Origin of the sequence: Streptomyces sp. NBC_01261 (genome assembly GCF_036226385.1) — a bacterium.
Lineage (GTDB): Bacteria > Actinomycetota > Actinomycetes > Streptomycetales > Streptomycetaceae > Streptomyces.
Genome location: NZ_CP108463.1, coordinates 687,996 through 712,433, shown reverse-complemented (window position 1 = coordinate 712,433; position 24,438 = coordinate 687,996). Strand labels below are relative to the sequence as shown.

General features: G+C 70.0%; 22 protein-coding genes and 2 pseudogenes. 11 read left to right on the top strand and 13 right to left on the bottom strand.

Annotated features, from left to right (window positions below; all coding sequences use genetic code 11):
• Positions 1 to 34: 34 nt before the first annotated feature.
• Complete coding sequence (locus OG226_RS03050) at positions 35 to 772, top strand: response regulator transcription factor (RefSeq protein WP_329347759.1); 738 nt, start codon at positions 35 to 37, stop codon at positions 770 to 772.
• Positions 762 to 2,561: a sensor histidine kinase gene (locus OG226_RS03045; protein WP_329347758.1), complete on the top strand. Its 1,800-nt coding sequence runs from the start codon at positions 762 to 764 to the stop codon at positions 2,559 to 2,561. The genes OG226_RS03050 and OG226_RS03045 overlap by 11 nt, the downstream gene beginning before the upstream one ends.
• 10 nt (positions 2,562 to 2,571) lie before the next feature.
• Here OG226_RS03045 and OG226_RS03040 read toward each other — a convergent pair whose 3' ends face one another.
• Positions 2,572 to 3,090, bottom strand: a complete 519-nt coding sequence (locus tag OG226_RS03040) for a zinc-binding dehydrogenase (protein WP_329347757.1) — start codon at positions 3,088 to 3,090, stop codon at positions 2,572 to 2,574.
• 47 nt (positions 3,091 to 3,137) lie between these two features.
• Here OG226_RS03040 and OG226_RS03035 point away from each other — a divergent pair, with 47 nt between their 5' ends.
• Positions 3,138 to 3,494: a transposase gene (locus OG226_RS03035; protein WP_329347756.1), complete on the top strand. Its 357-nt coding sequence runs from the start codon at positions 3,138 to 3,140 to the stop codon at positions 3,492 to 3,494.
• On the opposite strand, the gene OG226_RS03030 is transcribed toward OG226_RS03035, so the two are convergent.
• Positions 3,391 to 3,948, bottom strand: coding sequence for an STAS domain-containing protein (locus OG226_RS03030; protein WP_329347755.1), 558 nt, complete (start codon positions 3,946 to 3,948; stop codon positions 3,391 to 3,393). The two genes, OG226_RS03035 and OG226_RS03030, sit on opposite strands and share 104 nt — an antisense overlap.
• A 50-nt stretch (positions 3,949 to 3,998) precedes the next feature.
• Positions 3,999 to 4,904 carry an NADP-dependent oxidoreductase gene (locus OG226_RS03025; protein WP_329347754.1) on the bottom strand — a complete coding sequence of 302 codons (906 nt, stop codon included), beginning with the start codon at positions 4,902 to 4,904 and terminating at the stop codon, positions 3,999 to 4,001.
• Between the two features lie 368 nt (positions 4,905 to 5,272).
• Between OG226_RS03025 and OG226_RS03020 the strand changes: the two genes are divergently transcribed.
• From OG226_RS03020 to OG226_RS03005, 4 genes and pseudogenes are all read left to right on the top strand, one after another.
• The gene (locus OG226_RS03020) at positions 5,273 to 5,629 is read left to right on the top strand and encodes a MerR family transcriptional regulator (RefSeq protein ID WP_329347753.1); all 357 of its coding nucleotides are present in this window, start codon (positions 5,273 to 5,275) and stop codon (positions 5,627 to 5,629) included.
• 180 nt (positions 5,630 to 5,809) lie between these two features.
• Positions 5,810 to 6,022, top strand: a pseudogene (locus OG226_RS03015) (transposase); the annotation flags it as partial.
• A gap of 333 nt (positions 6,023 to 6,355) precedes the next feature.
• Positions 6,356 to 7,423 (top strand): hypothetical protein, encoded by a 1,068-nt coding sequence (locus tag OG226_RS03010; protein ID WP_329347752.1) that lies wholly within the window; start codon positions 6,356 to 6,358, stop codon positions 7,421 to 7,423.
• Entirely contained in the window at positions 7,416 to 10,085 is a 2,670-nt protein-coding gene (locus tag OG226_RS03005) for a lectin (protein ID WP_329347751.1), read from the top strand. Before OG226_RS03010 ends, OG226_RS03005 begins: the two co-directional genes overlap by 8 nt.
• Positions 10,086 to 10,175: 90 nt before the next feature.
• On the opposite strand, the gene OG226_RS03000 is transcribed toward OG226_RS03005, so the two are convergent.
• Positions 10,176 to 10,514, bottom strand: a complete 339-nt coding sequence (locus OG226_RS03000; RefSeq protein WP_329347750.1) for a hypothetical protein — start codon at positions 10,512 to 10,514, stop codon at positions 10,176 to 10,178.
• A gap of 113 nt (positions 10,515 to 10,627) precedes the next feature.
• Between OG226_RS03000 and OG226_RS02995 the strand changes: the two are divergent.
• A pseudogene (locus OG226_RS02995) lies at positions 10,628 to 11,049 on the top strand (transposase); the annotation flags it as partial.
• A gap of 8 nt (positions 11,050 to 11,057) precedes the next feature.
• On the opposite strand, the gene OG226_RS02990 reads toward OG226_RS02995, so the two are convergent.
• Positions 11,058 to 12,176 carry a fatty acid desaturase family protein gene (locus tag OG226_RS02990; RefSeq protein ID WP_329347749.1) on the bottom strand — a complete coding sequence of 373 codons (1,119 nt, stop codon included), beginning with the start codon at positions 12,174 to 12,176 and terminating at the stop codon, positions 11,058 to 11,060.
• A 7-nt stretch (positions 12,177 to 12,183) separates the two neighbouring features.
• A complete protein-coding gene (locus OG226_RS02985; RefSeq protein ID WP_329347748.1) occupies positions 12,184 to 13,239 on the bottom strand; it encodes a ferredoxin reductase in 1,056 nt (351 codons plus the stop codon).
• Positions 13,240 to 13,325: 86 nt separating this feature from the next.
• On the opposite strand from OG226_RS02985, the gene OG226_RS02980 reads away from it, so the two are divergent.
• Positions 13,326 to 14,465: a PucR family transcriptional regulator gene (locus OG226_RS02980; protein ID WP_329347747.1), complete on the top strand. Its 1,140-nt coding sequence runs from the start codon at positions 13,326 to 13,328 to the stop codon at positions 14,463 to 14,465.
• A 313-nt stretch (positions 14,466 to 14,778) separates the two neighbouring features.
• Positions 14,779 to 15,117 carry a thioredoxin family protein gene (locus OG226_RS02975; protein WP_329347746.1) on the top strand — a complete coding sequence of 113 codons (339 nt, stop codon included), beginning with the start codon at positions 14,779 to 14,781 and terminating at the stop codon, positions 15,115 to 15,117.
• A gap of 32 nt (positions 15,118 to 15,149) precedes the next feature.
• Here the strand turns inward: OG226_RS02975 and OG226_RS02970 are convergent, their stop codons facing one another.
• Positions 15,150 to 15,839 carry a transposase family protein gene (locus OG226_RS02970; RefSeq protein WP_329347745.1) on the bottom strand — a complete coding sequence of 230 codons (690 nt, stop codon included), beginning with the start codon at positions 15,837 to 15,839 and terminating at the stop codon, positions 15,150 to 15,152.
• A gap of 391 nt (positions 15,840 to 16,230) precedes the next feature.
• On the opposite strand from OG226_RS02970, the gene OG226_RS02965 reads away from it, so the two are divergent.
• Entirely contained in the window at positions 16,231 to 17,382 is a 1,152-nt protein-coding gene (locus OG226_RS02965) for an acyl-CoA dehydrogenase family protein (protein ID WP_329347744.1), read from the top strand.
• Here OG226_RS02965 and OG226_RS02960 read toward each other — a convergent pair.
• The 6 genes from OG226_RS02960 to OG226_RS02935 all read right to left on the bottom strand — a co-directional run bounded on the left by OG226_RS02960 (position 17,376) and on the right by OG226_RS02935 (position 24,276).
• Positions 17,376 to 17,906, bottom strand: a complete 531-nt coding sequence (locus tag OG226_RS02960; RefSeq protein WP_329347743.1) for a PaaI family thioesterase — start codon at positions 17,904 to 17,906, stop codon at positions 17,376 to 17,378. The two genes, OG226_RS02965 and OG226_RS02960, sit on opposite strands and share 7 nt — an antisense overlap.
• Before the next feature lie 16 nt (positions 17,907 to 17,922).
• Positions 17,923 to 18,897, bottom strand: a complete 975-nt coding sequence (locus OG226_RS02955) for an LLM class flavin-dependent oxidoreductase (RefSeq protein ID WP_329347742.1) — start codon at positions 18,895 to 18,897, stop codon at positions 17,923 to 17,925.
• The gene (locus OG226_RS02950) at positions 18,894 to 21,311 is read right to left on the bottom strand and encodes a bifunctional acetate--CoA ligase family protein/GNAT family N-acetyltransferase (RefSeq protein ID WP_329347741.1); all 2,418 of its coding nucleotides are present in this window, start codon (positions 21,309 to 21,311) and stop codon (positions 18,894 to 18,896) included. The genes OG226_RS02955 and OG226_RS02950 overlap by 4 nt, the downstream gene beginning before the upstream one ends.
• A 14-nt stretch (positions 21,312 to 21,325) precedes the next feature.
• Positions 21,326 to 22,405, bottom strand: coding sequence for an amidohydrolase family protein (locus tag OG226_RS02945; RefSeq protein ID WP_329347740.1), 1,080 nt, complete (start codon positions 22,403 to 22,405; stop codon positions 21,326 to 21,328).
• A gap of 104 nt (positions 22,406 to 22,509) precedes the next feature.
• Entirely contained in the window at positions 22,510 to 23,475 is a 966-nt protein-coding gene (locus tag OG226_RS02940) for an electron transfer flavoprotein subunit alpha/FixB family protein (RefSeq protein ID WP_329347739.1), read from the bottom strand.
• 39 nt (positions 23,476 to 23,514) lie between these two features.
• Entirely contained in the window at positions 23,515 to 24,276 is a 762-nt protein-coding gene (locus tag OG226_RS02935; protein WP_329347738.1) for an electron transfer flavoprotein subunit beta/FixA family protein, read from the bottom strand.
• Positions 24,277 to 24,438: the final 162 nt, after the last annotated feature.

Genomic DNA, 24,438 nt, shown 5'->3' with positions numbered 1-24,438 from the left:
CTGAATCGCAACGCGCCGCCCTATGGTCGGCAGCATGTGCGCACATGTTCTGGTGGCCGAGGACGACGTCAGACAGGCCACGGTGATCCGGCGCTATCTGGAGCGCGAGGGCCACACCGCCCTTGTGGTGCACGACGGACGTGCCGCGATCGACGAGGCCCGCCGCCGACCGCCCGATCTGCTCGTCCTCGACGTGATGATGCCAGTGGTCGACGGCCTGGACGTCTGCCGCATTCTGCGGGGGGAGTCGTCCGGCCTCCCGGTGCTGATGCTGACCGCGCGCGCCACCGAGGAGGACCTGCTGCTCGGCCTCGACCTCGGCGCCGACGACTACATGACCAAGCCCTACAGCCCACGTGAGCTGATGGCCCGTATCCGCACCCTACTGAGGCGCAGCCGGCGTACCGGCGGTGGCGCCGCCGTCCCTGACGACCGCCGGCCGGCCGACCCGGTCCTGCGGGCCGGCGCCCTCTCGGTGGATCCGGTCCGGCACACCGTCCACCTCGGGGGGCGGCAGGTGGAATGCACCCCGGGGGAGTTCGAGGTCCTGGCGGTCATGGCCGCCGAGCCCGAACGGGTCTTCACCCGGCGGCAGTTGCTGACCCGGACCCGAGGGTCCGACCGCTTCATCACCGAGCGCTCCATCGACGTGCACATCCTGAACCTGCGCAAGAAGCTCGAAGCCGACCCGAAGCAGCCGGTCCTCCTGCTGACCGTCTTCGGGGTTGGCTACAAGATGGCTGACGGCCGAGAGGGCCACCGTGCGGACTGAGCCCGCGGTGCACGCCGAGACCCCCGAGACCAGGGTGCCGCTGCGCAGAAGTCTGCTGGTCAGACTGCTGGCCTCCTCGCTTCTCGTCGCCCTCTGCGCGATCACCGCCACCGCCTGGCTTGCGGTACGGACCACCACCAGCGCGATCCGCCAGGAGCAGGGGCAGGTCCTCTCCGACGACACGGACATCTACAAGGTGCTCACCGACTACGCCGCCGTCCACCCGAGTTGGGACGGAGTCACACGGACGATCAGCCAGCTCGCCCACCGGACCAACCGGCGTATCACCCTCACCGCCCAGGACCACGGCCGCCGGACGATCGCGGACTCCGCGCCCGGCACATCGCCGCTGCCCGACCGTGCGTTCGCGGTCATCGACCCGCTCCAGGTCGACCCCACGCTGTTCCCCGACGCCGGCGCCGACCGTATCGACCCCCGTGCCCTCGGCCCGTTCCGGCTTTCCGCCGCACAGCGCCAGGATCTCCTCAGGAGCGCGAGCAAGCTCAGGAACTGTATGATCAAATACGGCTTCCCCGCCAAGGTCTCGGTCTCGCTCAGCGGTCACCCCAGCATCGAGACCGACGACGGCACCAAGGAGGCCTACGCCTTGGTCGAGTGCGAATCCACGCTCCAGCTCGCACTCGCGACACCGGGCGAGCTGAAGGCTCTCGACAGCCTCAACAAGCTGATCAGGACCTGTCTGGCACATCAGGGCCGGCCGACCGTGGTGCTCGACCTCACGCTCTCCCACAAGCCGGGCGACGCCGACAGCCGGGCCGCGCAGAACTGTGTCAACTCCAGCCGGCGCGAACAGTTAGCCGCCTACGTCGCCCCGGCGGCACAGCTGTTCGTCAGTGAACCGGCCGGATCGGCGGTTCCGGGCTTCGACCTGTCGCAGGCCAACACCATCCGCATCATCGGGGTCGTCGCCCTCGTCCTCGTGCTCACCATGACCGTGACCGTGGTGATAGGCGTTCGCCTGGTCAGACCGCTGCGCGCGCTCACCAGCGCCGTACGGAACCCGGGCCGCCGGCAGCTCCGCGTCCCGGTGACCACCGGCGACGAGATCGGCCGCCTCACCGCCGCCTTCAACGACCTCTCCGAGCACCGGGAACGCACCGAAGCGCAGCGCAAGGCCATGGTCAGCGACATCGCCCACGAACTGCGGACACCGCTCAGCACCATCCGCAGCTGGCTGGAAGCCACCCAGGACGGTGTGCTCACCCCGGACGACGACGTGACCTCGGTGCTGCTGGAGGAGACCCTTCTCCTCCAGCACATCATCGACGACCTCCGGGACCTGGCGGCGGCCGAGGCCGGCACGCTCCAGCTGCACCGTGAGCTCCTGGACGCGGGCGACCTCCTGCACCACGTCGCCACCGCCCACGGCGGCCAGGCCCAGAGCGCCCGCATCACCCTGGACGTCCACACCGACGGTGACACCGAGCTGTACGCGGACCCCATGCGGCTGCGCCAGGCCGTCGGCAACCTGGTGTCCAACGCCGTACGCCACACTCCTCCCGGCGGCAGCGTCACCGTGCGGTCCCGCCGGACCGGGAACACCGTCCTGATCCAGGTCAGCGACACCGGTTCCGGCATCGGCCCGGAGGACCTGGCGCATGTCTTCGACCGGTTCTGGCGCGCTGAGAAGTCCCGCAACCGGCACACCGGCGGCAGCGGCCTCGGCCTCTCCATCGCCCGCCGGTTCACCGAGGCCCACGGCGGCAGCCTCAGCGTCACCAGCACCCCCGGAACCGAGACGGTCTTCACTCTCCAACTGCCCGGCTGACCACGGCGGTTCAGGGCGTCAGTAGGGTGCGTACGCCCGGTACCTCGGGCTCGGTCCACGCGGTCCCGACCTCGGCCAGGGGCATCGTCCTGGCGGTGACCGCGATGGTGCCGCCGTCGATCTCCTCAATGAGGGACGGCAGTACGGCCAGATACGGCCTGGTGGACACGACGCCCTGGCCGTTGCCCTGCAACCGGAAGTTCGCCGAACGCATTGCCACGGAGGGCAGTTCGATGGTCGGGTCGGCCATGGAGCCGATCTGGATCCAGTTCAGCGCGCGGCTGCGGCCGGCGCGGGCCCGCAGCAGCGCCATGATCGCGTCACCGGCAGGCCTGCCCCAGAGGCAGTCCACGACCGGGTCGACTTCGGCGGCCGTCTCGGCCAGCGCCGCCGCGGTGGCCTCGGCGTCGTCGGTGAGCGCGACGGTCGCGTCGGCGCCGAGCCCCGGCAGGGTCGCCAGGCGAGCCCGGTCACGGCCCGCGCCGACAACCCGCCCCGCGCCGAGCCGCTTGGCGACCTGGATGGCCATCTGACCTAGGCCGACCTAGGCCGTGTATCGAAAGTGGATCTTGGGTTGTGAATGATCACGGTTCATGGGGCGGGGGGGATCTCACGGACGAGCAGTGGACAGTGCTGGAGCAACTGATGCCGAAGGGCGCCGGGCCGGGGCGGCCGCCCGTCTGGCCTCGGCGACAGCTGATCGACGGCATACGCCTCCGGGTCCGTACCGGTGTTCCGTGGCTGGATATACCTGTCGAGTACGGGCCGTGGGGCCGGGTGTATGACCTGTTCCGGCGATGGCAGAGGAACGGCACCTGGCGCCAAATTTTCACCAGGCTGGCACCACCCCCCAGGTCATGCCTTCGACAGGGGGGAACAGGCATGCCGGGCCCGGAGGCCAGCGGCCCTCTTGCAGGACCGCGAAGAATATAACGGGGGACTCTCCGTCCTCCAGTGCGTCGTCCAGGGTGGCGAGTGGCTCGAAGAGCGGGTGGAGCCCGGCGGCTTTGAGAATCCGCAGGTGCCAGGGTGGGACACAGACCAAGGCCAGGCTGCCGCCGCGTTCCAGGGCCCGGCGCCGGGCCCGGCAGAGCAGTCCGAGGGTGGAGCAGTCGAGGAATTCCACCGACATCAGGTCCATGACCACGCGGACGTCCGACCGGGTGGTCGCGGCATCGGTATGCGCCTGAACGTCAAGGATGTTGCTCAGGTCGATGGTTCCGTGGAACTCGACCACGGTGACACCGCGGAGAAGGTAACTGCGCGCGTGCCGGCCCGGGTTCGGCTTTTTCCCCGGCCCGGCATCGGGTGATTCCGGCGCTGCCCCGAAGGCGTATTCGTCTCCTGGATGCCCATGGCGGTTCTCGCCGGTACCGATCGAGGGCACGCTCGCCACGCAGGCCCGCACGTTGCGAGTTGCCTACCTCGTGGGCCTGTTCAGATGGAGATCACGATCTTTCCTCGGGTGCGTCCGAACTCGGCGTGCGCGTGGGCGTCGGCGATCCGCTCCAGGGGGTAGGCCTGCTCGATACGGGGTGTGTAGCGGCCTTGCCGGCCCAGTTCCGCGGCAGCGGACAGGAGGGTGGAGTCGTTCTCCGCGTTGACCACATGCGTGCCCAGGCGCTGCCCGCCCGCGTGGTCGGCGACCGTCGCGACGCGCTTCGGGTCACCTGCGATCGCGACGAGGTCGTCCAGGGAGCCGGAGGCCGCTGTGTCGAGCACGATGTCGACTCCGTGCGGGGCGAGAGCGGACAGACGCTGTGCGAGGCCGGGACCATAGGTGGTGGGAACGGCGCCGAGAGAAGTGAGGAACTGGTGGTTGCGTTCGCCAGCTGTCCCGATCACAGTGGCACCTCGCGCTACCGCGATCTCGACCGCCGCGCTGCCCACGCCTCCGGCGGCGCCCTCGACGAGGAGGGTGCGCCCCGCGAGGGGGCCGAGCGCGTCGAGCCCGCGCATCGCGGTCACGGACGCGAGACCGGCGCCCGCGGCCTGCTCGTCGTTCCACGTGGCGGGGGTGTGCGCCCAGGCCGAGAGGATGAGCAGTTCCGCGGTCGCGCCAGTGACACCGCCCAGTCCGAAGACACGGTCGCCGATGCTCACCCCCTGCACCCCGTCGCCGATCTCGTCGACCACACCGGCGCCGTCGCGCCCGGGAACGGCGGGCAGATCCAGGGGAATCAGCTGGTGCAGGGCGCCGGAGCGCAGCTTCCAGTCGATGGGATTGACGCTGGCCGCCGCGACTCGGACACGGATCTCACCGGGTCCGGGGTGGGGGTCGGGGGCCTGCTCGATCACGAGGCTCTCCGCTCCGCCGTATTCGTGGAACCGGGCTGCGCGCATAGTGGTCTGCCTTACTTTGACGGGCCGGAATGACGTGTTCATCCGACGCTCGGCACTCTAGAACCTGACGTTGACGTGAGGTGCAAGCCGCAACTGCCGCTCAGCCGGGGGAGGGCAGGTGCGGACGGGTGAGGTCGCCGAGCGGGCGGGGGCGAGTGTGGGGGCCTGTGCCACTACGAGGGTTCACGCTGCTCGCCACGGTCGACACCCATGTGCCCTCGGGCAGGCGCGGCGACCCGGCACGACGCGAGGACTGCCGTGCGTATGTGGACCGCGTGAACGCCCTGGGGTCCGCCACCGGAGCCGGTGTTGCTAGCCTGAACCTGACGTCAACGTGAGGTATGAGCGGGAAGGGAGTGTCCTGCGTCATGCGCATCGGACAGCTCGCCAGGCGGTCAGGGGTCAGCGTGCGGGCCCTGCGCTACTACGAGGAACAGCGGCTCCTGGAATCGGCGCGGACGTCCGGTGGTCAGCGTGACTATCCCGACGAAGCCCTGGAGCGGGTCCAGCTCATCCAGGACCTCTTCGCGGCCGGCCTCTCCAGCCGTACCGTCGTCGAACTCCTGCCGTGCGTGAGCACCGGCGTCGCGACCCCCGCCATGCTCGACCAGCTCATCATCGAACGCGACCGCATCGCCGCACGCATTCAGGACCTGACTCGGGCCAAGACCAAACTCGGCCGCGTGATCGAGAATGTGAGCGCGGCGAACGTGGCGCAGGGCTGACCAACCCGTCGCGAGGGGTGGGGCCCCTATCCATCCGACATCCGCCAGACGGCATCGCGCGTGAACAGGTCTCCCCACCCGGTCGGGTCCGTGAACGCCACCGCCACCCTTCCCCTGTACCCGCCATGGACGATCAACGCCTCCACGGTATCGGCCGAGCAAGCCCACTCGTACATGCCGAGAGTGCGACCGCAGGGCGGCGGAACACAGGACACCCCTGATGAGCCGCTGTTCGCGGCGATCGTCTACGTGCCGGTCAGTAGCTGCGCCTGGCGCGCTCTGCCGCCCTGCTTCGGCACATTGAAGTCGACCGCTCACCGCCGGTTCCTGATCTGGTCGAGAGCCGCTGTCTGGGGCCGCCTGCATGAAGCGGTCCTGCATCGCCTCGACGACACCGCCCACGGCAGGGCCACAGAGTGCCTCTACGGCTTTGGTCGAGCCGTAGCTGGTGTGAGCGGTTGGTAGAAGGTGCCGTCGCGGATCATGCCGAAGGGGGCGTCGATGCGGCGCCCAGTGCGGAGGGTGCGACCGTCACGCAACTAGCTTATGCCTGCGGTGTGTTCGCCCCACTCTTTCGACGGGGCGGGGCGGGCATCATGAGGTTTTCTCCGCATCACAGCTGTACTTCGTTGCCGCGACGGCAAGTTGTTACCGGGGCGTAGCGGATGGACATCCGTCCCCTCTAGGCTCTGCGCGACCACCGAGCACTGCGGGAAAGAGGATGGCATGGGCATGATCCATCGCCGACTGAGGATTGCGCTCCTGTGCGTCTCGGCCCTGTTGCTCGGTGCGGTGGCGTCACCCACCGCGCACGCCGCCGACGTCAACGGGCAGACGCTGGCGGGCGTGTCCGGGACCGGCATCCACAACACGTACAACGACAAGTCCACATACACCTACCTGGCCAACGCCCTGGACACGGGTACGTCCCTGGTCGAACTCGACACCTGGCACAACGTGTTCAACGGGAAGTGGGACGTGAGCCACAGCAACCCGCTGGGCAGCGACGACAACTGCGTCCAGGCGAGCACGGCCGCCGACCTCTACACCGGCAACCGCAACCAGAACCTCGACAGCTGCCTCGACGACATCCGGATCTGGCTCCAGGCTCACCCGACGAGCCACCCGGTCATGGTCAAGATCGAGATGAAGAACGGGTTCTACGACACCCTCGGCATGAATCCGACCGAGTTCGACGGCTACGTCAAGGCACACCTCGGCAGCGTCCTCTACACCCCTGCCGACCTGCTCACCAAGAAAGACGGGACGCGGTACCCGGACCTCGACACCGCCGCCAAGGCGAACAACTGGGCGAACTACGGCTCTCTCGCGGGCCGGGCGATCGTGGATATCATCCCCGGTACCTTCGAGCAGGCGGTCAGCCCCGCCTCCTCGTGGTCGGACGTCGTCTACGCCCAGCACCTCAAGGACCTCGCCGCCGCGGGGAACATCGGCCAGGCGGCGGTCTTCCCCAGCGTCCTCGGCGCACAGGTCGTCGACCCGCGCACACGCTACAGCGACACCACGCTGCGCCCCTGGTTCGTGGTGTTCGACGCGGACGCCGCCGCCTGGGTCGGTGACGGCAACACCGAGTGGTACGACACCAACCACTTTCTGACGGTCGTCACCGACGCATACGACGTCTCACCCGCGCTCAGTTCCTCCGCCCCGTCGCTGGCCGATGCGCAGGCGCGGATCGCCCAACTCGCCGCGGACGGAGCTTCGTACGTCTCCAGCGACTGGATCACCGCCCCGGCCGACGGTGTGCTCGGGGAGGTGCTCACCCGTGGCTGACGCCCTGCGCCCTCGCACGCTGCCGCGCGTCCTGGCCGTCGGGGTCGCGGCCCTGGCGCTCGCGGTGTCCGGCCAACCGGGCGGCACGGCACGGGCGGCGGCCGGGACCGATCCCGTGTCGCTGGTCGACACCTACGTCGGCACCGGTGGCAACGGCGACTTCAGCGCCGGGAACACTTTCCCGGGTGCCGACGTGCCGCACGGAATGCTCCAGTGGTCCCCCGACACCACGTCACGTCCCAAGGGCGGCGGCTACAACTACGCCGACTCGGCCGTCTCGGGCTTCAGCCTCACTCATGTCTCCGGCGTCGGCTGCGACGCGGCCGGAGATCTGCCGATCCTGCCCGTGGTCGGCTCGCTCGGCTCGGACCCGGCATCCACGACGGAGTCGTTCTCGCATTCCGGCGAGACCGCTTCGCCAGGCTCCTACGCCGTCAGCCTGGGCAACAGCACCAGCGTCGCGCTGACCACCGGCACACACGCCGGCATCGGCCAGTTCACCTTCCCGTCCACCACTCAGGCGAGCCTGCTCCTGAAGGTGCAGGACACGCAGACGCCGTACACCTCCTCGACGCTCGACCTGAGCGGCGGCAACACCGTGACCGGGTCGATCACCAGCACCGGCTTCTGCGAGGACACCACCCCGATCACGCTCCACTACGCGATCACCTTCGACCATCCCTTCACCACCACCGGCACCTTCAGCGGGGGCGAGTACCTGACCTTCGACACCACGAGCAGCAGAACCGTGGAGGCCCGGGTCGGCATCTCCTACACCTCGGTGACGGAGGCCGCGGCCAACCGGGACGCCGAGGTGACCGGGAAGACCTTCGCGGCCGTCAAGTCGGCGGCGTCCTCGGCATGGAGCGCCGATCTGTCGAAGATCGCCGTCACCGGCGGAACCTCCGACCAGCAGCACGTCTTCTACACCGCGCTCTACCACGCCTCGCTCTTCCCCGCCGTCATCAGCGACGTCGACGGCTCCTACCGGGGCTTCGACCAGGCGGTGCACACGGTGGGCGGCGGACACTCCGCGGAGTACGCCGACTTCTCCACCTGGGACACCTATCGCTCGCAAGCCCAACTCACCGCGCTGCTCGACCCGTCGGCCGCGTCCGACATGGCGCAGTCGGTCGTCGACGACTACCGGCAGGGCGGCACGCTCATCAAGTGGGGCATGGAGACCGGCGAGACGCACATCATGGTGGGCGACTCGGCCGTACCGCTGCTCGCCGGCTACTACGCCTTCGGTGCCCGCGACTTCGACACGTCGACGGCCCTGTCCGCCATGGTCAAGGAGCAGACGACCGACACCGACGTCACCCCCGGCGTGACGTACCTGGACTCCTTCGGCTACCTGCCCACCAACTCGCTCTACGGCTGCTGCCACGAGTACGCCACCACCTCGACCCAACTTGAGTACGACACCGATGACTTCGCGCTGTCGGTGTTCGCGGGCGCGCTCGGTGACACCGCCACGCAGAAGAAGTTCCAGGACCGGGCGCAGGACTGGGAGAACATCTACAACCCGTCCTCCGGCTACATTCAGCCCCTGCACTCCAACGGCCGTTGGATGGACGGTTTCAACGCCAAATTGCTCAGCGGCACTTCGAGCAACGACTTCGCCGAGGGCGACGCCTTCACCTACACGCCGATGATCCCCTTCAACCTCGCCAAGCTGGCGTCCCTGGAGGGCGGCACCTCGTCCCTGGCGTCGTACCTGGACAGTGTGCTCGGCGGCTTCCAGGGCCTGGGCAGCGTCATCGGCACCCAGTCCAACATGGGCAACGAGCCCAGTATCGGGCTGCCCTGGGAGTACGACTGGGTGGGCAAGCCGTACAAGGCCCAGTCCACCGTGCGAGCGGTCCAGGACCAGCTGTGGACCAACACCGCGGGTGGGTTGCCCGGCAACGACGACCTCGGCGAGATGAGCGCCTGGTACGTGTGGTCCGCTCTCGGCCTCTACCCGGAGATCCCGGGCACCGCCGACCTGGCCGTCGGCAGCCCGATGTTCACCTCCGTGGTCGTCACGGCCGGCGGACACACGCTCACCGTCAACGCCCCCGCGGCGGCGGACGGTTCGCCGTACGTCCAGTCGCTGAGCCTCAACGGCAGCTCCTGGAACAAGGCGTACGTACCGGCGTCGTACCTGGCCGGTTCCTCGGAACTGGTCTTCACCCTCTCCTCGTCCGCCAACACCTCCTGGGCCGCCACCCCTTCGGCGGCACCGCCGTCCTACGACGGCACCCCGGGCACCGGAGTGGCCCAGCCCAGCGGCACGCTCACCGAGACCGCCACCGGCAAGTGCGTCGACGACGCCGGCTCGGGCACCTCGAACGGCACCGCCATCCAGATCTACACCTGCAACGGCACGGCCGCGCAGACCTGGAAGGTCGTCCCGGACGGCACCCTCCAGGTGCTCAACGACTGCATGGACGTGACGGCCGGCGCGACCACGTCCGGTACCAGGGTCCAACTGCACACCTGCAACGGCACCCAGGCCGAGCAGTGGCAGGCGTACTCGTCCGGGGAGATCGTCAACCCGGTCTCAGGTCTGTGCCTCACCGATTCGAGCAACGGCGCGACGAACAAGACCCAGTTGACCATCGCCACCTGCACGGGGAGCGCTGGGCAGCGTTGGACGCCTCCGACGTCCGCGTGACGGGCATCGCAGAAGTGCCCGGAGATCGTCCGGCGTGGTGAGCGGCCCGACGGGCGGACCTCGTGCGGCACTACCGGCCTGATGCGGCCGTCACTGCCCACCGCCGCCGTGGACCTGGCGGCGGCCCGAGAGCAGCGGGCCGCCGCCGAGCCACGCGCCGAGTCGGCCGACGCCTCGCTCGCCGCCCGGCGTGCCCGTCTCGACCAGCTGCGCTCCGCCGCCGCCTACCAGGTCATCGAGCAACTGGCCGACCTGGAAGGCCTGGTGAGCACTGGCGAGCAGACCTCCCGGCGGGCGGCCGACGAACGCGAATGCCGCACGGCCGCCACCGGCCGCGCCCGCGCCGAGACCGAACCCGCCGCCCGGCCAGCCGCCGACCTCAGCGCTGCCGTCTCCCGAGACGCCGCAGCCGTCGCCGATCGAGCCCACACCGCCAGCCTTCCCTGGACCCCGGCGGACGCCGAGTCCGCCCGTAGCGCAGACCGCTCCGCCGCGCCGGCCGCGGCCCGCCACGAGGGCGTCCGGTCGGTTCGCGATGCCCGGAAGCCGGCACCCTCAACGAGCAGATCTCCGAGATCGCCAGGCTCATCGAGGGCCGGTTTCGCGAACACGAACTCGCCGACATCGTCCAGAGCGTCCCGGGCATCGGCACCGTCCTGGGCGCCGAGTTCGTCGCCGCTGTCGGCGGCAGCCTGGACGACTTCGACTCCCCGGACGCCCTGGGGGCCTACGTCGGCGGCGCCCCCGCATCTCGCGACTCCGGCAAGGTCGGCGGCGACCTCCACCGGTCGATCGCCTACCACCGAAGACTCCAGCGCGTCTTCTGCGCCTCCACCCTGGTCAGCGTCTGCTGCGACCCGAACTCGCGTGCCTCGCCCTCGCCCGCCGACGCGTCACCGTCCTGTGGGCGCTGATCCCTGACCGACGGTGTTACGAAGGGCCCTCAGCGACTACGGCAGCTTGACACCAGGATCAGGCCGCGACGAGCTCCTGCTCGCGGTCCGGCGTCCTGACCTTGGGCTTCTTGTTCGGCAGCGAGAGCCGGAAGACCTTGTGCCACGCGGAGAGCACCTGCTTGGGCAGCGGCCCGGTGACGTACTCCAGCTCGTACTTCTCGAACAGCGCGCGCACCTTCACCGCGACCTCGGCGTACCGGTTGCTCGGCAGGTCCGGGAACAGGTGGTGCTCGATCTGGTGGGAGAGGTTGCCGGTCATGAAGTGCATGGCCCTGCTGCCGCTGATGTTCGCCGAGCCCATCATCTGGCGCAGGTACCACTGGCCGCGGGTCTCGCCGTTGATCGACCGGCGCTCGAAGACCTGCACGCCCTCGGGGAAGTGCCCACACATGATCACCGAGTGGGTCCAGACGTTGCGGACCAGGTTCGCGGTGAACGTGGCGGCGAGCGTGGGAAGGAACGACGGGCCCGACAGCAGCGGGTGGATCACGTAGTCCTTGAGCACCTGCTTGCGGATCTTGCGGCCCACGGCCTTGGCCCGCTCGCGGAACTCCGGGTTCTTGCGGCGACGCTTCTGCAGGTTCTTGCCGAGCTCCAGGTCGTACGCCGCGATGCCGTACTCGAAGAAGCAGGCGTTGAGGAAGTTCCACAGCGGCTGGCCGAGGTGGAACGGGTGCCACCGCTGGTCCTCGTCGACGCGCATGATGCCGTAGCCGAGGTCGTTGTCCTTGCCGATCACGTTGGTGTACGTGTGGTGCAGCTCGTTGTGCGAGTGCTTCCACTGCTCGGACGGCGAGACGTGGTCCCACTCCCAGGTGGTGGAGTGGATCTTCGGGTCCCGCATCCAGTCCCACTGGCCGTGCAGGATGTTGTGGCCGATCTCCATGTTGTCCATGATCTTCGCCACGGACAGACCGGCGGTGCCGAGCAGCCACGCGGGCGGGAAGAGCGAGAACAGCAGCACGCCCCTGCTGACCAGTTCGAGCTTGCGCTGCGCCGAGATGACCTTTCGGATGTAGGCGGCGTCCTTCTCGCCGCGGCCGGCGATCACCTCGTCGCGGATCGCGTCCAGCTCGCGGCCGAGCTCCTCGATCTGCTCCGCGGTCAGGTGGGCGGTGGGGTCGGTGGCGGTCAAGGTGCTCCTACCGTTCGATGTCGCAGGGGCCCGCCGCGGCGGACACGCAGGTCTGGATGAGGACGCCCGGTTCGGCCTCGGTGATCTCGCCGGTGCGCAGGTCGCGGACGGCGCCCGCCTTGAGCGGCGTGACGCAGCCGAAGCAGATGCCCATGCGGCACCCGGAGGGCATGAGTACGCCGGCCTCCTCGCCGATGTCCAGCAACGGCGTGGCGCCGTCCGCGTCGACGGTCTTGCCGGTGGCGCTGAAGGTGACCTCGCCGCCGTCGCCGGCGACGACGACGCTGGGGCGGAAGCGTTCGGTGTGCAGGCGCTCCTGCACGCCGTGCTCGGTCCAGTGCTCTTCGGCGGCGTCGAGCAGGCCCGCGGGTCCGCAGGCCCAGGTCTCGCGCTCGGCCCAGTCGGGTACGAGTTCGTCGAGACGGGCGATGTCGAGCTGGCCGTCCGTGTCGGTGTGCACCTCGGTGAGCCGCAGCTTCTTGTCCGCGACCAGGTCGTGCAGTTCGTCGCGGAAGATCACGTCTTGCGGCTGTGGCGCGCAGTGGACCATGACGACGTCGTCGAACTCGATGTCGCGCAGCATGCCCATCACGGGCGTGATGCCGCTGCCGGCCGTCAGGTAGAGCACCTTGGCGGGCTTGGCCCGCGGCAGCACGAAGTCACCGGTCGCCTGGTCGAGGTGGATCAGCGTGCCCGGTTTCGCTCTGCGGACCAGGTGGTTGCTGACCTTGCCGTCCGGGATCGCCTTCACGGTGATCGTGACGCGGCCGTCCTGGCGGTTTGTCGGTGAGGTGACCGAGTAGGCACGCCACAGGCGCACTCCGTTGACGTCGACCCCGATCCGCACGTACTGACCGGCCGTGTGGCCGCGCCAGCCCCGTCCCGGCCTGATCACGATGGTCGCGGCGTCACCCGTCTCGGGGTGCACGGCCTCGATGCGCCCACGCAGGTCAGCGCCCGCACGCAGCGGGCTGACCAGGTCGAGGTAGTCCGACGGCAGCAGCGGCGTCGTGACCATCTCCAGCAGTTTCCACGCCCTGCTGCGAAGGGCTGTACTCGTCATGACTCCAGCCTGCTGCGCCTCAGGGCGTAAAGTCCTGACCGCAGGACGTAAATCTGGTCGGCTGAATTGTTCGCAGGGAACAAAACATGGGGCATGCAGTTCGGAGGGCCAGCGAACTGGCCCTGGATGAGACGACGGTCACCGCACTTCGGGCCGCGCTGAAGACCACCGCGGACGAGGTCGTCGAGGCGATCATCGACGAGGTCCCTTCCTACGCCAACGCCCTTTCGGGCCGCATGGGCGCCACCATGCGCCGAGCCGTCCGCACCGCCCTGGGGCACTACCTGGACCTCGCGAGCGGCAACGCCACGGGCGGCGACGCCGGTGACGCGGCCTACGAGCTGGGCCGCGGCGAGGTGCGCGACGGCCGTTCGATGGACGCCCTGCTCAGCGCCTACCGCGTGGGCGCCCGTGTGGCCTGGCGATGCCTGGCGGCGGGTGCCGTACCCGCGGGTCTGCCCGCCGCCGAGGTCGCCAAGTTCGCCGAACTGACCTTCGCCTACATCGACGAGCTCTCCGCCGCGAGCGCCGCGGGCCACGCCGACGAACTGACCGCCCGGGGCAGGGACCACGAGCGTCACCTCGAACACCTGGCCCGCGACCTCCTCGCCGGCGCGAGCCCGGACGTGCTGCTGGCCTCTGTCCAACGGGCCGGGTGGCAGCCTCCGGTCTCGCTGACCGCGGTCCTGCTGCCCGCCGCCCAGGCCCGACCTGCCTACCGCGCGCTCGACCCGGGCACCCTCGTCCTCGACGATCTGCCGGACGCCACCGGTGTGCTGCTCGTCCCCGATGCCGACCGGCCACATCTCCTGCGGCAGCTGGCCGAGCGCACCGCCGTGGTCGGCCCGGCCCGGCCATGGACTCGTGCGTCCGCCTCGTACGCACGAGCCGTACGAGCCCGCTCCCTGTCCTCTGCCATTCGCGACACCGAGGACCACCTGCCCGAGCTGGTGCTGAGCGCCGACGTGGACGCGTTCGCGGACCTGCGTGCCCGAGCCCTCGCACCGCTGCGGACCTTGCCTGTCGCGACCGCGCGGCGGCTGGAGGAGACGTTGCGGGAGTGGCTGCTGCACCAGGGCAGGCGGGACGAGGTGGCGGCGGCGTTGTTCGTCCATCCCCAGACGGTCCGGTACCGGATGTCGCAGCTGCGGGAGCTGTTTCCGGATCTCGCATCGCCGCACCGGGTCCTTGAACTGACGCTGGCGGTCGGTCTTCGGGTCGGCTGACCCGTACTTCGACCGACCGCGTCCGCGAGCGGTCCGGGAATCGTGCCTCGTTCTCGGTGCCGTCAGCCGGCTGATACCGGGTGTTGACGCGAAGACCGGACAAGACCTCGGGAAACCCGTCGGGGACGCTGTCCTGGCACGAGCCGACCCACGGGCGCGGGCCGCGCCGCTAGCGCCGGGGACCACCGTGGTTCTGCTACGGCCCCTGCGCCTCCCCTCCCACACGTCAACCGGACGACCGACCGGGCCGGACTGGCACACCGCGCGAGGGATGATAGGGATGAAATGACGGAACGTGAGGTCAGGAGCTTGTATGGCGGAGCGGGTTCACCGACCCCGTGAGGACGCGGAGTTCGATTTCATCCTCGGGATGAGCGGAGTCCCGGTCCTCGCATACTTCACCGGGACATGGCCCAAGGCAATCGAGCCCTGCCGGGTGATGGACCTCGTCGTGGGTGGCATCGCCGACGACTACACGGGCCGCCTGACGGCAGTCCGCGCCGACATCACCCGCTGTCCGGCCGCGACCGAGCGATACGGGATCACCGGAGCCCCGTCCTGCGTCCTGCTGAAGGAGGGAGAGGCGGTGGCGCACGGCACGGGGCCCATGACCACCGCCGAGGTGCGGACGCTTCTGGACGGCCACCTCTGAGCGGCCGCTGCGGCACGTGGCCTTGACGCCCGTCACGTCTCGTCCATGGCTGGTGTTGGCACGTCGAGGTGCGCGATGCCGTGCTCGCCCCGGATGCGGTGTGAGGAGTGGGCTGTGCGCTGGCTTTCACGCATCTCCTCGTACCAGTCCAGGGCGTTCTTCTTGACCTTGCGGTGCGGTGGTGTCACTACGCGCCCGCCTGTCTGAGCGCCCAGTCCCTGGTAGCCGGCGTCGGCAAGAATCTCCACGGCCGGTCCGCTGGCCAGGAGCTCGACCAGGCCCAACTGCCCGGTATGGGTGATGTCCGCGCAGCTCGCGGGTTCGGCTGGGCCGCGGAACAGCAGCCGCCCGTCAGCGCCCATGACGACCATGGACTTCACGGCGTTGTGCTTGTTCTTGCCGGAGACGAACTTCTCCCGGTCCTTGCGTCCGGCAGCCGGGCGGCGGACCCGGATCTCGGTGCCGTCGATGATCCCGGTCTGCCCGCCTGCGCCGAGATCGTCGATGACTTCGGCGAGCGTACGCAGGCGGACGTCGGGGGCGACGGTACAGCCGCGCATCGACGGCAGCGGCCGTGTATCGCCGATTGCGCGCGTGATGGGGGAGCGGTCGACGCCGAACCGGCAGGTCGGCACGCCATGGGTGGCGCCATGGCGAAGGTGGACGAGGGTGGTTGACAGTCGGCCGACGAAGACCAGCTTGTGTTTCGCCCCGGCACCCACGGACCCCCGCCAATCAGCGCAACCTCGACGCCGCCGAACTACTCGCCGTCCTTGCGGAGAAGGCCGGCCTCGCGCTCATCGGGCCCCGCGCCATGGACCAGTCGGAGGGCGGCCCAGCCCGTCGCTCCCGGTGTCACGGTCACCTGGTCGACAGCGGCTACGCCGACTTCGAACTGTGCGCCCACCCGCGGCGGTGGTGAGGCGGGTCGGCTTGGCAGGTCACGGGTGGGGGAGAAAGCCCCGGCCGTCGGAGACCCCCGCACCACCGAGGGCAACCCGGAGTCGGGATGCGAGGCGCCGGTGGCGGGAGGTGTATTCCGGTCGGGCCGCCGTATCCGCTAACATAGAACAATTAGATAGATGAATAGCCTAGTGCTGTCGAGGAGTGGCCGTGGACTTCGGGCTGACCGACGAGCAGGACCTGTTGCGCGCGACGGCACGGCAGTTCGTCGCCGACGTGTGCCCGGCCGAGAAGGCCAAGCGGTGGGACGAGGAGGGCATCGTGCCGCCCGAACTGTTCCGCGGCATGGCCGATCTGGGGTGGTTCTCCCTCCCGTTCAGCGAGGAGGAGGGCGGCGACGGTGGCGGCCCGCTCGAACTCGTCCTGATCGCCGAAGAGTTGGGGCGGGCCAGTTTCGACGTCGCCATGTGCTACATCGGCGTACTCATCCCGGGGATCACGGTGTTCCGGTGGGGCGACGAAGCCCAGCGAACCTTCATCCGCGAGCAGGTGATGACGGGGCGTCATCGACTCGCCGTAGGCCTCAGCGAACCGGACAGCGGGTCCGACGCCGCCGCCCTGCGTACCACCGCCGAGGACCACGGCGACCAGTTCCTCGTCCGCGGGCAGAAGGCGTGGTGCACCGGCGGCGGCCTGCCCGACACGACCATCGCGACCTACGTGCGGACCGGGCCCCGCGAGCCCAAGCACGGCGGTATCAGCCTGCTGCTCGTCGACCCCGCGACGGACGGCGTCGAGGTGCGCCGGACGCCGACGCTGGCCCGGCACATCCTCGGCACCAACGAGGTCTTCTTCAACGACGCCCTGGTCCCGAAGGAGAACCTCGTCGGCCCGCGCGACGAGGGCTGGAAGGTCATGCTCTCCAACATCGAACTGGAGAAGGTGATCATCACCGGTGGATATCTCGGCGCCGCGCAGGCCACGCTGGACGAGATGCTGGAGTACTCCCGCACCCGGCACGCCTTCGGCCGTCCGATCGGGAACTTCCAGGCCCTCGCCCATGACATGGCCGACCTGCAGACCGAGATCGACTCCGCCCGGCTGCTCGCGTACCGCGCGGCCTGGCTGCTCGCCCAGGGCAAGCCGTGCACCCGCGAGGGCTCGATGGCGAAGCTGAAGGGGTCGGAGACGTATGTGGCGGCCGCCCGGCTCGGGATGCAGGTGTGTGCCGGGCACGGCTTCTCGACCGAGAGCGTGATGAGCTTCCGCTACCGGGAGTCGATCGTGGCCACGATCTCCGGCGGCACCAGCCAGATCCAGCGCAACGGGATCGCCCGCAGCATGGGGCTGCGGTCCTACTGACCCTCGGCCCCGCCCGCCGACTCCTGGTCGGCCAGCCACGCCTCGTGCCGTGCGAAGTGGCCCTGGTCCCGGGTCACCCAGATCCCGGAGGCCCGGGCCAGCACGGCACGATTCGGCAGCAGCACCAGCTCGCCCGCGATGTACCAGCGTCGGCCCTCCCGCCGCTCGACCCACGCCCGGACCTCCAACGGCCGTTCCACCGGCACGGGCTTCACGAAGCTCACGCTCAGCTCCGCCGTGACGCTCAACACCCGGTGCAGCAGCGGGAGATGACCCAGGCAGTCGTCCAGCACGGCCGCCGTCCAGCCGCCGTGCGCGACATTCGGCCCGCCCTCCTGCGAGCGCGGGCAGACGAGTCCGAAGCACGCCACGCCGTCCTCGTCGAGCCGCTCGCGCTCCACGCCCAGGCGGCAGGAACCGGTGACACGGCAGGCACCGCACAGCGCCACCCCGCCCCGGGTGCGGGGCGGTTCCTGGAAGTCCGACCCCGCCCACACTCCGGTCCCACCGGTTCCCATCGACATGCTCGAACTCCTCGTGTCAGACATCGGCGAGCAGTGGCCGCAACTTGCCCGCGATCAACTGGACCTGCCGGGCGACCATGTCCTCGGGCATCCCGGCGAGCGAGGCCCACAGGAACACGCCCTCGACCGGCAGCCCGGCGACGTACTCCTTGACGGCGTCCGCGACGTCCTGCGGGGTGCCGTAGAGGAACTGACCGACACCGGCCGCCCGCAGTCCCGTCTCCCGCCACTTCTCGGGGTCGATGGGGCGGGGGGCGGGCTGGTCCGTCCCCTCGACCATGTACCGGCGATAGCTGTCCCACTGGTACGCCAGGTGCTCGCGCACCACCGGCCAGTCGCCGTCGGGGTCCTCGGTGACGAACGTGGTGAACGAGCCCTGCATCCGGGCCGCCGACACGTCGTGGCCGCTCTCAGCGAGGCCCTCCCGGTACGGCGTCAGCAGCGCCGGGTTGAGGGACAGCAGCCCCGTGCCCAGCCGTCCCGCCCGGCGTGCGCCCTGCGGGCCCTGGTAGCCGAGCCAGATCGGCAGCGGGTCCTGGACCGGGCCGGGGGTGACCAGGGACTCCGACCACAGGCCGCGGATCTCCCGCACCCGCTGGTCCGTCGTGGAGTAGCGCTTGGCGAGATCGGCGCCGTACAACCGGTACTCGGGTACGCGGTAGCCGGTGCCGAGCCCGAGGTCCAGGCGGCCGTCGCTGATGATGTCGACGAGCGCGGCCTGTTCGGCGATCTCGGGGGCCGCGTGCAGAGGTGCGGGGATCACCGCGGTGCCCAGGCGGACCCGGCGCGTGCGGGCGGCTGCCGCGGCGGCCATGGTGAGCGGCTGCGGGAGGTATCCGTCCTCGAAGCCGTGGTGCTCGGAGAACCAGACCGAGTCGAGGCCGAGGCGGTCCGCCTCCTCGCACATCTCCAGGGCGAATCCGTAGACGCGTGACCAACTCCGCTGCCAGGGCGGGGGGTTGCGCATGTCGAAGTAGATGCCGACCTTCATGAGGGGCCGCCTCTCCTTGTGTCGTCGGTGAGTTGGATCGTCGCGTGGGCTACGGCGACTCCGTGCCCCGGCGACAGCAGCCGTATCGGACGCAGGTCCATCGACTCGATCTCGGGCAGCTCCTCGACCATCGCGGAGATCCGCAGGATGGTCTCCTCAAGGGCCGTCAGATCCACACCCGGGCCGCCCACCCGGCCGTCCAGCAGCGGCGCGGCGCGCAGCGAGCGGATCATCTCCCGGGCGTCGCGGTCGCTGAGCGGGGTGATCCGGTGGGCGACGTCGGCCATCAGGTCGGCGTAGTCACCGGTGAGGCCGAAGGCGATCACCGGGCCGAAGACCGGGTCCGGCCGGACGGAGAGGAAGGCGTCCGGGCCCTGGGAGCCCGTGTCCCGTACGGAGATGCCGTAGGAGTCCAGCAGGTCGGTGGCTGTCCGGGCCGGCACGGTGCCGGGTACGCATGCGGCGACCAGTGCGCGGGCCCGGTCCGGGTCGACTCCGGCGAGGTCCGGTATGACACCCGCCGGAGTTGCGCGCCAGGTCTGGTACGCGGCGGCGTGACCGAGCGAGACCGCGGCCGACTCGGGGAACGCGTAGGTCGGTACGACGAGTCCGCCCCGGTGCAGGAGGTCGGCGACGCCCGCGTCGCCCAGGAAGCTCGCCACCACCGGCTTCTCGGGCGCGGCCTCGGCCGCGTCGAGGATCGCTGCCGCCACCTCGTCGGGCTTGTCCGCGAGCGGGGGCATGAAGAGCACCACGGCGGCGTCGAAGCCGTCGTCGGCCAGTACCGCGTCCAGTGCCTGCCGGTAGTGCGCGGCGGTGGCCATGGGCGTGAGGTCGATCGGGTTGGTGACGTCCGCGCGCGGCGAAAGGGCCGTACGGAGTGATTGCCGTGTGCGCTCGCCGAGTTCGGGCACCCGCAGTCCGCTCGCCTCGCACGCCCCGGCGGTCAGCGCGGCCGGCCCGCCCGCGTTGGTGATCACGGCGACCCGGTTGCCCGGCGGAGGCGGCTGGTGCGCGAGCAGGAGCGCGACGTCGAAGAGCTCCTGGAGGCTGCGGGTACGGATGACGCCGGACTGGGCGAAGAGCGAGTCGACCGCCGCGTCCGCGTGCCCCGGGTGCACCGCGACGATCGGCTTGCGCGGTGCGACCCTGCGCGCGACCCGGGCGAACCGGCGGGGGTTGCCGAAGGTCTCGACGTGCAGCAGGATCACCGAGGTCTCGGGGTCCTCCTCCCACCACTGGAGCAGGTCGTTGGTGGAGACGTCCACGGCGTGGCCCACCGACACGAACCCGGAGAAGCCCAGCCGCAGCCGCCGCGCGAAGTCGAGCACCGCCAGTCCGAGCGGTCCGGACTGGCTGGACATCGCGACCCGGCCCGGCGTCGGCAGCGCGGGGGAGAAGGTCGCGGCCAGCCGGGCCGCTGGCGTCGTGTTCACCACGCCCATGCAGTTCGGGCCCACCAGCCGCATCCCGGAGGCACGGGCGAAGCGGGCCAGCTCCAGCTCGGCCGTCCGACCTTCGACTCCCGTCTCCCCGAAGCCTGTTGAGACCACGACCACGGCTTTGACGCCGGCCTCGGCACACTCGCGTACGACCTCGGGAACCGCCTCGGCCCGCACGGCGACCAATGCCAGATCCGGCACCTCGGGAAGCGCCCTGACGTTCGGATACGCCCGTGCGCCGGCGATCAGCTCGGCCCGCGGATTGACCGGGAACACGCAGCCGCGGAAACCGCCCCGCAGCAGGTTGGCGACGATCTCGTGGCCGATCGTCAGGGGGCCGCGGTTCGCGCCGATCACCGCGACCGAGCGGGGTTCGAGCAGCGGTCGCAGGGAGCGTCGTACGGCTGTGTGCTCGCGGCGTTCGGCCCGGGCGACGGCCTGGGCCTGCGGGTCGACGGCGATCTCGAAGTGGACGATCTGACCGGGCGGCCCGGACTCGACCCGGTAGCCGGAGCCGAGGAACACGTTGATCATGCGGGTGTTGTCGGCGAGGACGTCGGCCTCCAGGACCCGGATGCCCCGAGTGCGGGCGGCGCCCGCGATGTGCTCCAGGAGCAGCCTGCCGAACCCCTCGCTCTGGTGGTCGTCGCGGATGGTGAAGGTGACCTCCGCGTGTTCCGGTTCCTCGGGGTCGCGGACGTAGCGCACCAGACCGGCGATCTCGTCACCGGCCAGGGCGACCAGCGCCAGTTCGTTGAGGTAGTCCACGTGCGCGCCACGCCGGATGACGTCGTCGCGGGCGCGGACCACCGGGCCGAGAGACCGATACGCCAGGGTCGCCCGGGACAGACCGCCGACGAAGGCGACCAGGCGGTCGGCGTCCTCCGGCCGGACGGGCCGGACGAACGTCGACCGGCCGGTGCGCACAAGGCCCGGTCGTTCCAGGTCCTCGGGGTACGGCGGACTGCTCATCGGGGTGTCGCCGCTCAGACGGCCGCCTCCTGGGGAGTCCGCTCCGGCAGGCGGAACAGCTCGTCGAAGGTGCCCCGGGTGACGCGTTCACGGACGTCCGCGGGCACGCCGTCGAACAGGTCGTGCAGGGTGGACTGGGTGTGGCCGTAAGTGCCTTCGAGGTGGGGGTAGTCGTCGCCCCACATCACGTTGCGGTAGCCGGTCGACTCGACGATCTCCACCGAGCTCTTGTCGTGCTGGAAGGAGGCGTACACCTGCTGCCGGATGATCTCGCTGGGCAGCCGGCCGAGCTTCGGCCGGACGAACATGCCGTGCTGGCGGTAGGCCTCGTCCATCCGGTCGCCGATGGCCGGCACCCAGCCCGCGCCGCCCTCCGCGATCAGGATCTTCAGGTCGGGGTGCCGGTCCAGGGCACCGCCCGCGACCATGTGGGACACGACGCGCATGCCCGGGTAGGTCGTCTCCATGTAGTTGACGACCGCGCCGCCGGGCCCGCGGAAGACGACGTTCTCGCCGCCGGTGCCGATGTGGAAGCCCAGCACCAGACCGGCCCGCTCGGCCGCCGTCCACAGCGGCTCCCAGCGGTCCAGGGCGTACTCCTCGCCGGGCCGCGTCTGGCACGGAAGGAACACCGACTGGAAGCCCATCTCCGCCACCCGTTCCACCTCGGCGACCGCGTCGTCGACGTCGGCGGTCGACACGCAGGCGGGGGTGATGATCCGCTTCTGCGTTCCCAGGATCTCGGAGTGCGCCCAGTCGTTCCAGGCCCGCACGGTCTCCCGGGCCAGCTCCCGGTCGGTGATCGACACCAGCCAGAACCCCATGGAGGGAAAGGCGAGTTGACCCCACACACCTTCCTGGTCCAGGTCCTTCAGGCGGACCTGGAGGTCCCGGGCACCCGGCGGACGCATGGCGTCCATGAAGTCGTTGAGCTGGCGGTCGATGCGCTCGCCGTCGATGTACAGCACCTCGTACTTGTCACCGCGCTCACTGCGCGGCGCCCGGTCGGCGAGGCGCGGCGGCAGCGCCCGGACCCACAGGTCGTCGGGCTCCATCACGTGGGAGTCCCCGGAGTTGACCCAGATCTTCGTCATGGTGCTCCTTCGGGTCAATAGATGTAATCAGTTAGTGAGTTTAGTTGTATCGGTCGCCAGGTGGAAGGCCGGGCGGGGGCGGAGGTCACAGGCAGGGCCCGGGATCAGCTCCGACGCCGCTCGATCTCCTCCACCAGCTGCGGGAGCACCTGGAAGAGGTCCCCTACGACGCCGTAGTCGGCGAGTTCGAAGATGGGGGCGTCCGCGTCCTTGTTGACGGCGACGATGGTCTTGGAGGTCTGCATGCCCGCGCGGTGCTGGATCGCCCCGGAGATGCCGGCCGCGAGGTAGAGCTGCGGGGAGACCTGGGTGCCGGTCTGGCCGACCTGGTGGCTGTGCGGGTACCAGCCCGCGTCGACGGCGGCCCGGGACGCGCCGACCGCCGCGCCCAGGACGTCGGCGACGTGCTCGATCACGGCGAAGTTCTCGGCACCGTTCACGCCCCGGCCGCCGGAGACGACGATGTCGGCCTCGGCCAGTTCGGGCCGGTCGCCGCGCTCTCGGGGTGTGCGGGACAGGACCTGTACGGCGGCGGAGGTCGGGCCGAGAACGACGTCCCGCTTCTCCAACTCGGCTGTGACGGGGGCCGGTTCGGGCGCGGTGGCGTTCGGCTTCACCGTGATCACCGGTATGCCCTGCGTGACGTGGGCCGTGACCTGGTAGGTCGCCGCGAACGCGGACTGTTCTGTCACCGGGCGCCCGTCCATGCCCGCCGTGATGTCGACGGCGTCCGTGATCAGCCCCGACCCGAGCCGGAGTGCGACCCGGGCGGCGGTCTCCTTGCCGTCCGGGCTGGACGGCAGCAGGATCGCCGCCGGGGCCGTGCTGTCGGCGATCTGGGTGAGCGCGTCGACGGCCGGAGTGACGAGGAGTTCCTCGACCTCGGGTGCGTCCACGACGTAGACCTTGTGCGCACCGTACCGGCCGAGGGTCTCGGCCGCGGCGTCCGCGCCCGGGCCGAGGAAGACGGCCGACGGTTCGCCCAACCGGCGGGCCAGGGTGAGGAGTTCGAGGGTCGGTTTGCGGACGGTGCCGTCCAGGTGATCGACGAGTACGAGGATCTCGGCCACGGTGCTGGGCTCCTTGGGGCGGTCGGACGAACGTGTCGGTCAGGCGAACTTCTTGGCGGTGAGGAACGCGGCCAGCCCGACGCCGCCCGTCCCGTCGTCGGAGACGAGTTCTCCCTTGGTGCGCGGTGGACGCCTGGTCGCGGTGTCCACCGCCGACCGCGCGGCCGTACGGCCGACCTGCCCGGCGTCGATCCCGAGGTCGGCGAGGCCGAGGGTCTCCAGGGGCTTCTTCTTCGCGGCCATGATCCCCTTGAAGGAGGGGTAACGGGCGTCGCCGGAGCGGTCGGTGACCGACACCACGGCCGGCAGGCCGCCCTGCACCCGCACGGTCGCGGTGTCGCCCTCGCGCCGGCCGGTCACCGTGCCGTCCTCGACGGTCAGTTCCTCGATGTGGGTGACGGCCGGCACGCCGAGCCGTTCCGCGAGCAGCGCCGGTACGACGCCCGCGCCGCCGTCCGTCGAGGCCATCCCGCACAGCACGAGATCGAAGCCGTGCCGTTGGATCGCCCCGGCCAGCACGAGCGAGGTGGCGAACACGTCACTGCCCTCGATGTCCTCGTCGGCCACGTGCACCGCCGAGTCGCCGCCCATGGCGAGCGCCTTGCGCAGGGCGTCCTTCGCGTCGTCCGGGCCGAGGGTGAGATAGCAGATCTCGACGTCGGGGCCCGACTCCGCGATCCGCAGGGCCTGTTCGACCGCGTACTCGTCGAGTTCGGACAGCAGCGAGTCGACCGACGCCCGGTCGGTGGTGCCGTCCTCGGTGAAGGTGCGGTCCGCCGTGGCGTCGGGCACGTGCTTCACGCAGACAACGATCTTCACATCGCCCTCCCGAGGCTCTAATGAGTGCTAATAGTTAACTATATGAATCGAGCCAGCGCGAGAGTTCGCCGAGATTCAGTCGAATTAGTTGACTGATTGCGCTGATAGTTGGAAGATCTGGGCAGCTGAGCCGCGAGGAGGCGC

Excerpts from the sequence above, each read along its gene's own strand:
- OG226_RS03040 (WP_329347757.1), bottom strand. The coding sequence starts at position 3,090 with ATGGCCATCCAGGTCGCCAAGCGGCTCGGCGCGGGGCGGGTTGTCGGC.
- OG226_RS03020 (WP_329347753.1), top strand. The coding sequence starts at position 5,273 with ATGCGCATCGGACAGCTCGCCAGGCGGTCAGGGGTCAGCGTGCGGGCC.
- OG226_RS02975 (WP_329347746.1), top strand. The coding sequence starts at position 14,779 with ATGGCGGAGCGGGTTCACCGACCCCGTGAGGACGCGGAGTTCGATTTC.
- OG226_RS02980 (WP_329347747.1), top strand. The coding sequence starts at position 13,326 with ATGGGGCATGCAGTTCGGAGGGCCAGCGAACTGGCCCTGGATGAGACG.
- OG226_RS02955 (WP_329347742.1), bottom strand. The coding sequence starts at position 18,897 with ATGAAGGTCGGCATCTACTTCGACATGCGCAACCCCCCGCCCTGGCAG.
- OG226_RS02960 (WP_329347743.1), bottom strand. The coding sequence starts at position 17,906 with ATGTCGATGGGAACCGGTGGGACCGGAGTGTGGGCGGGGTCGGACTTC.
- OG226_RS03025 (WP_329347754.1), bottom strand. The coding sequence starts at position 4,904 with ATGCGCGCAGCCCGGTTCCACGAATACGGCGGAGCGGAGAGCCTCGTG.
- OG226_RS02945 (WP_329347740.1), bottom strand. The coding sequence starts at position 22,405 with ATGACGAAGATCTGGGTCAACTCCGGGGACTCCCACGTGATGGAGCCC.
- OG226_RS02950 (WP_329347741.1), bottom strand. The coding sequence starts at position 21,311 with ATGAGCAGTCCGCCGTACCCCGAGGACCTGGAACGACCGGGCCTTGTG.
- OG226_RS03010 (WP_329347752.1), top strand. The coding sequence starts at position 6,356 with ATGGGCATGATCCATCGCCGACTGAGGATTGCGCTCCTGTGCGTCTCG.
- OG226_RS03050 (WP_329347759.1), top strand. The coding sequence starts at position 35 with ATGTGCGCACATGTTCTGGTGGCCGAGGACGACGTCAGACAGGCCACG.
- OG226_RS02985 (WP_329347748.1), bottom strand. The coding sequence starts at position 13,239 with ATGACGAGTACAGCCCTTCGCAGCAGGGCGTGGAAACTGCTGGAGATG.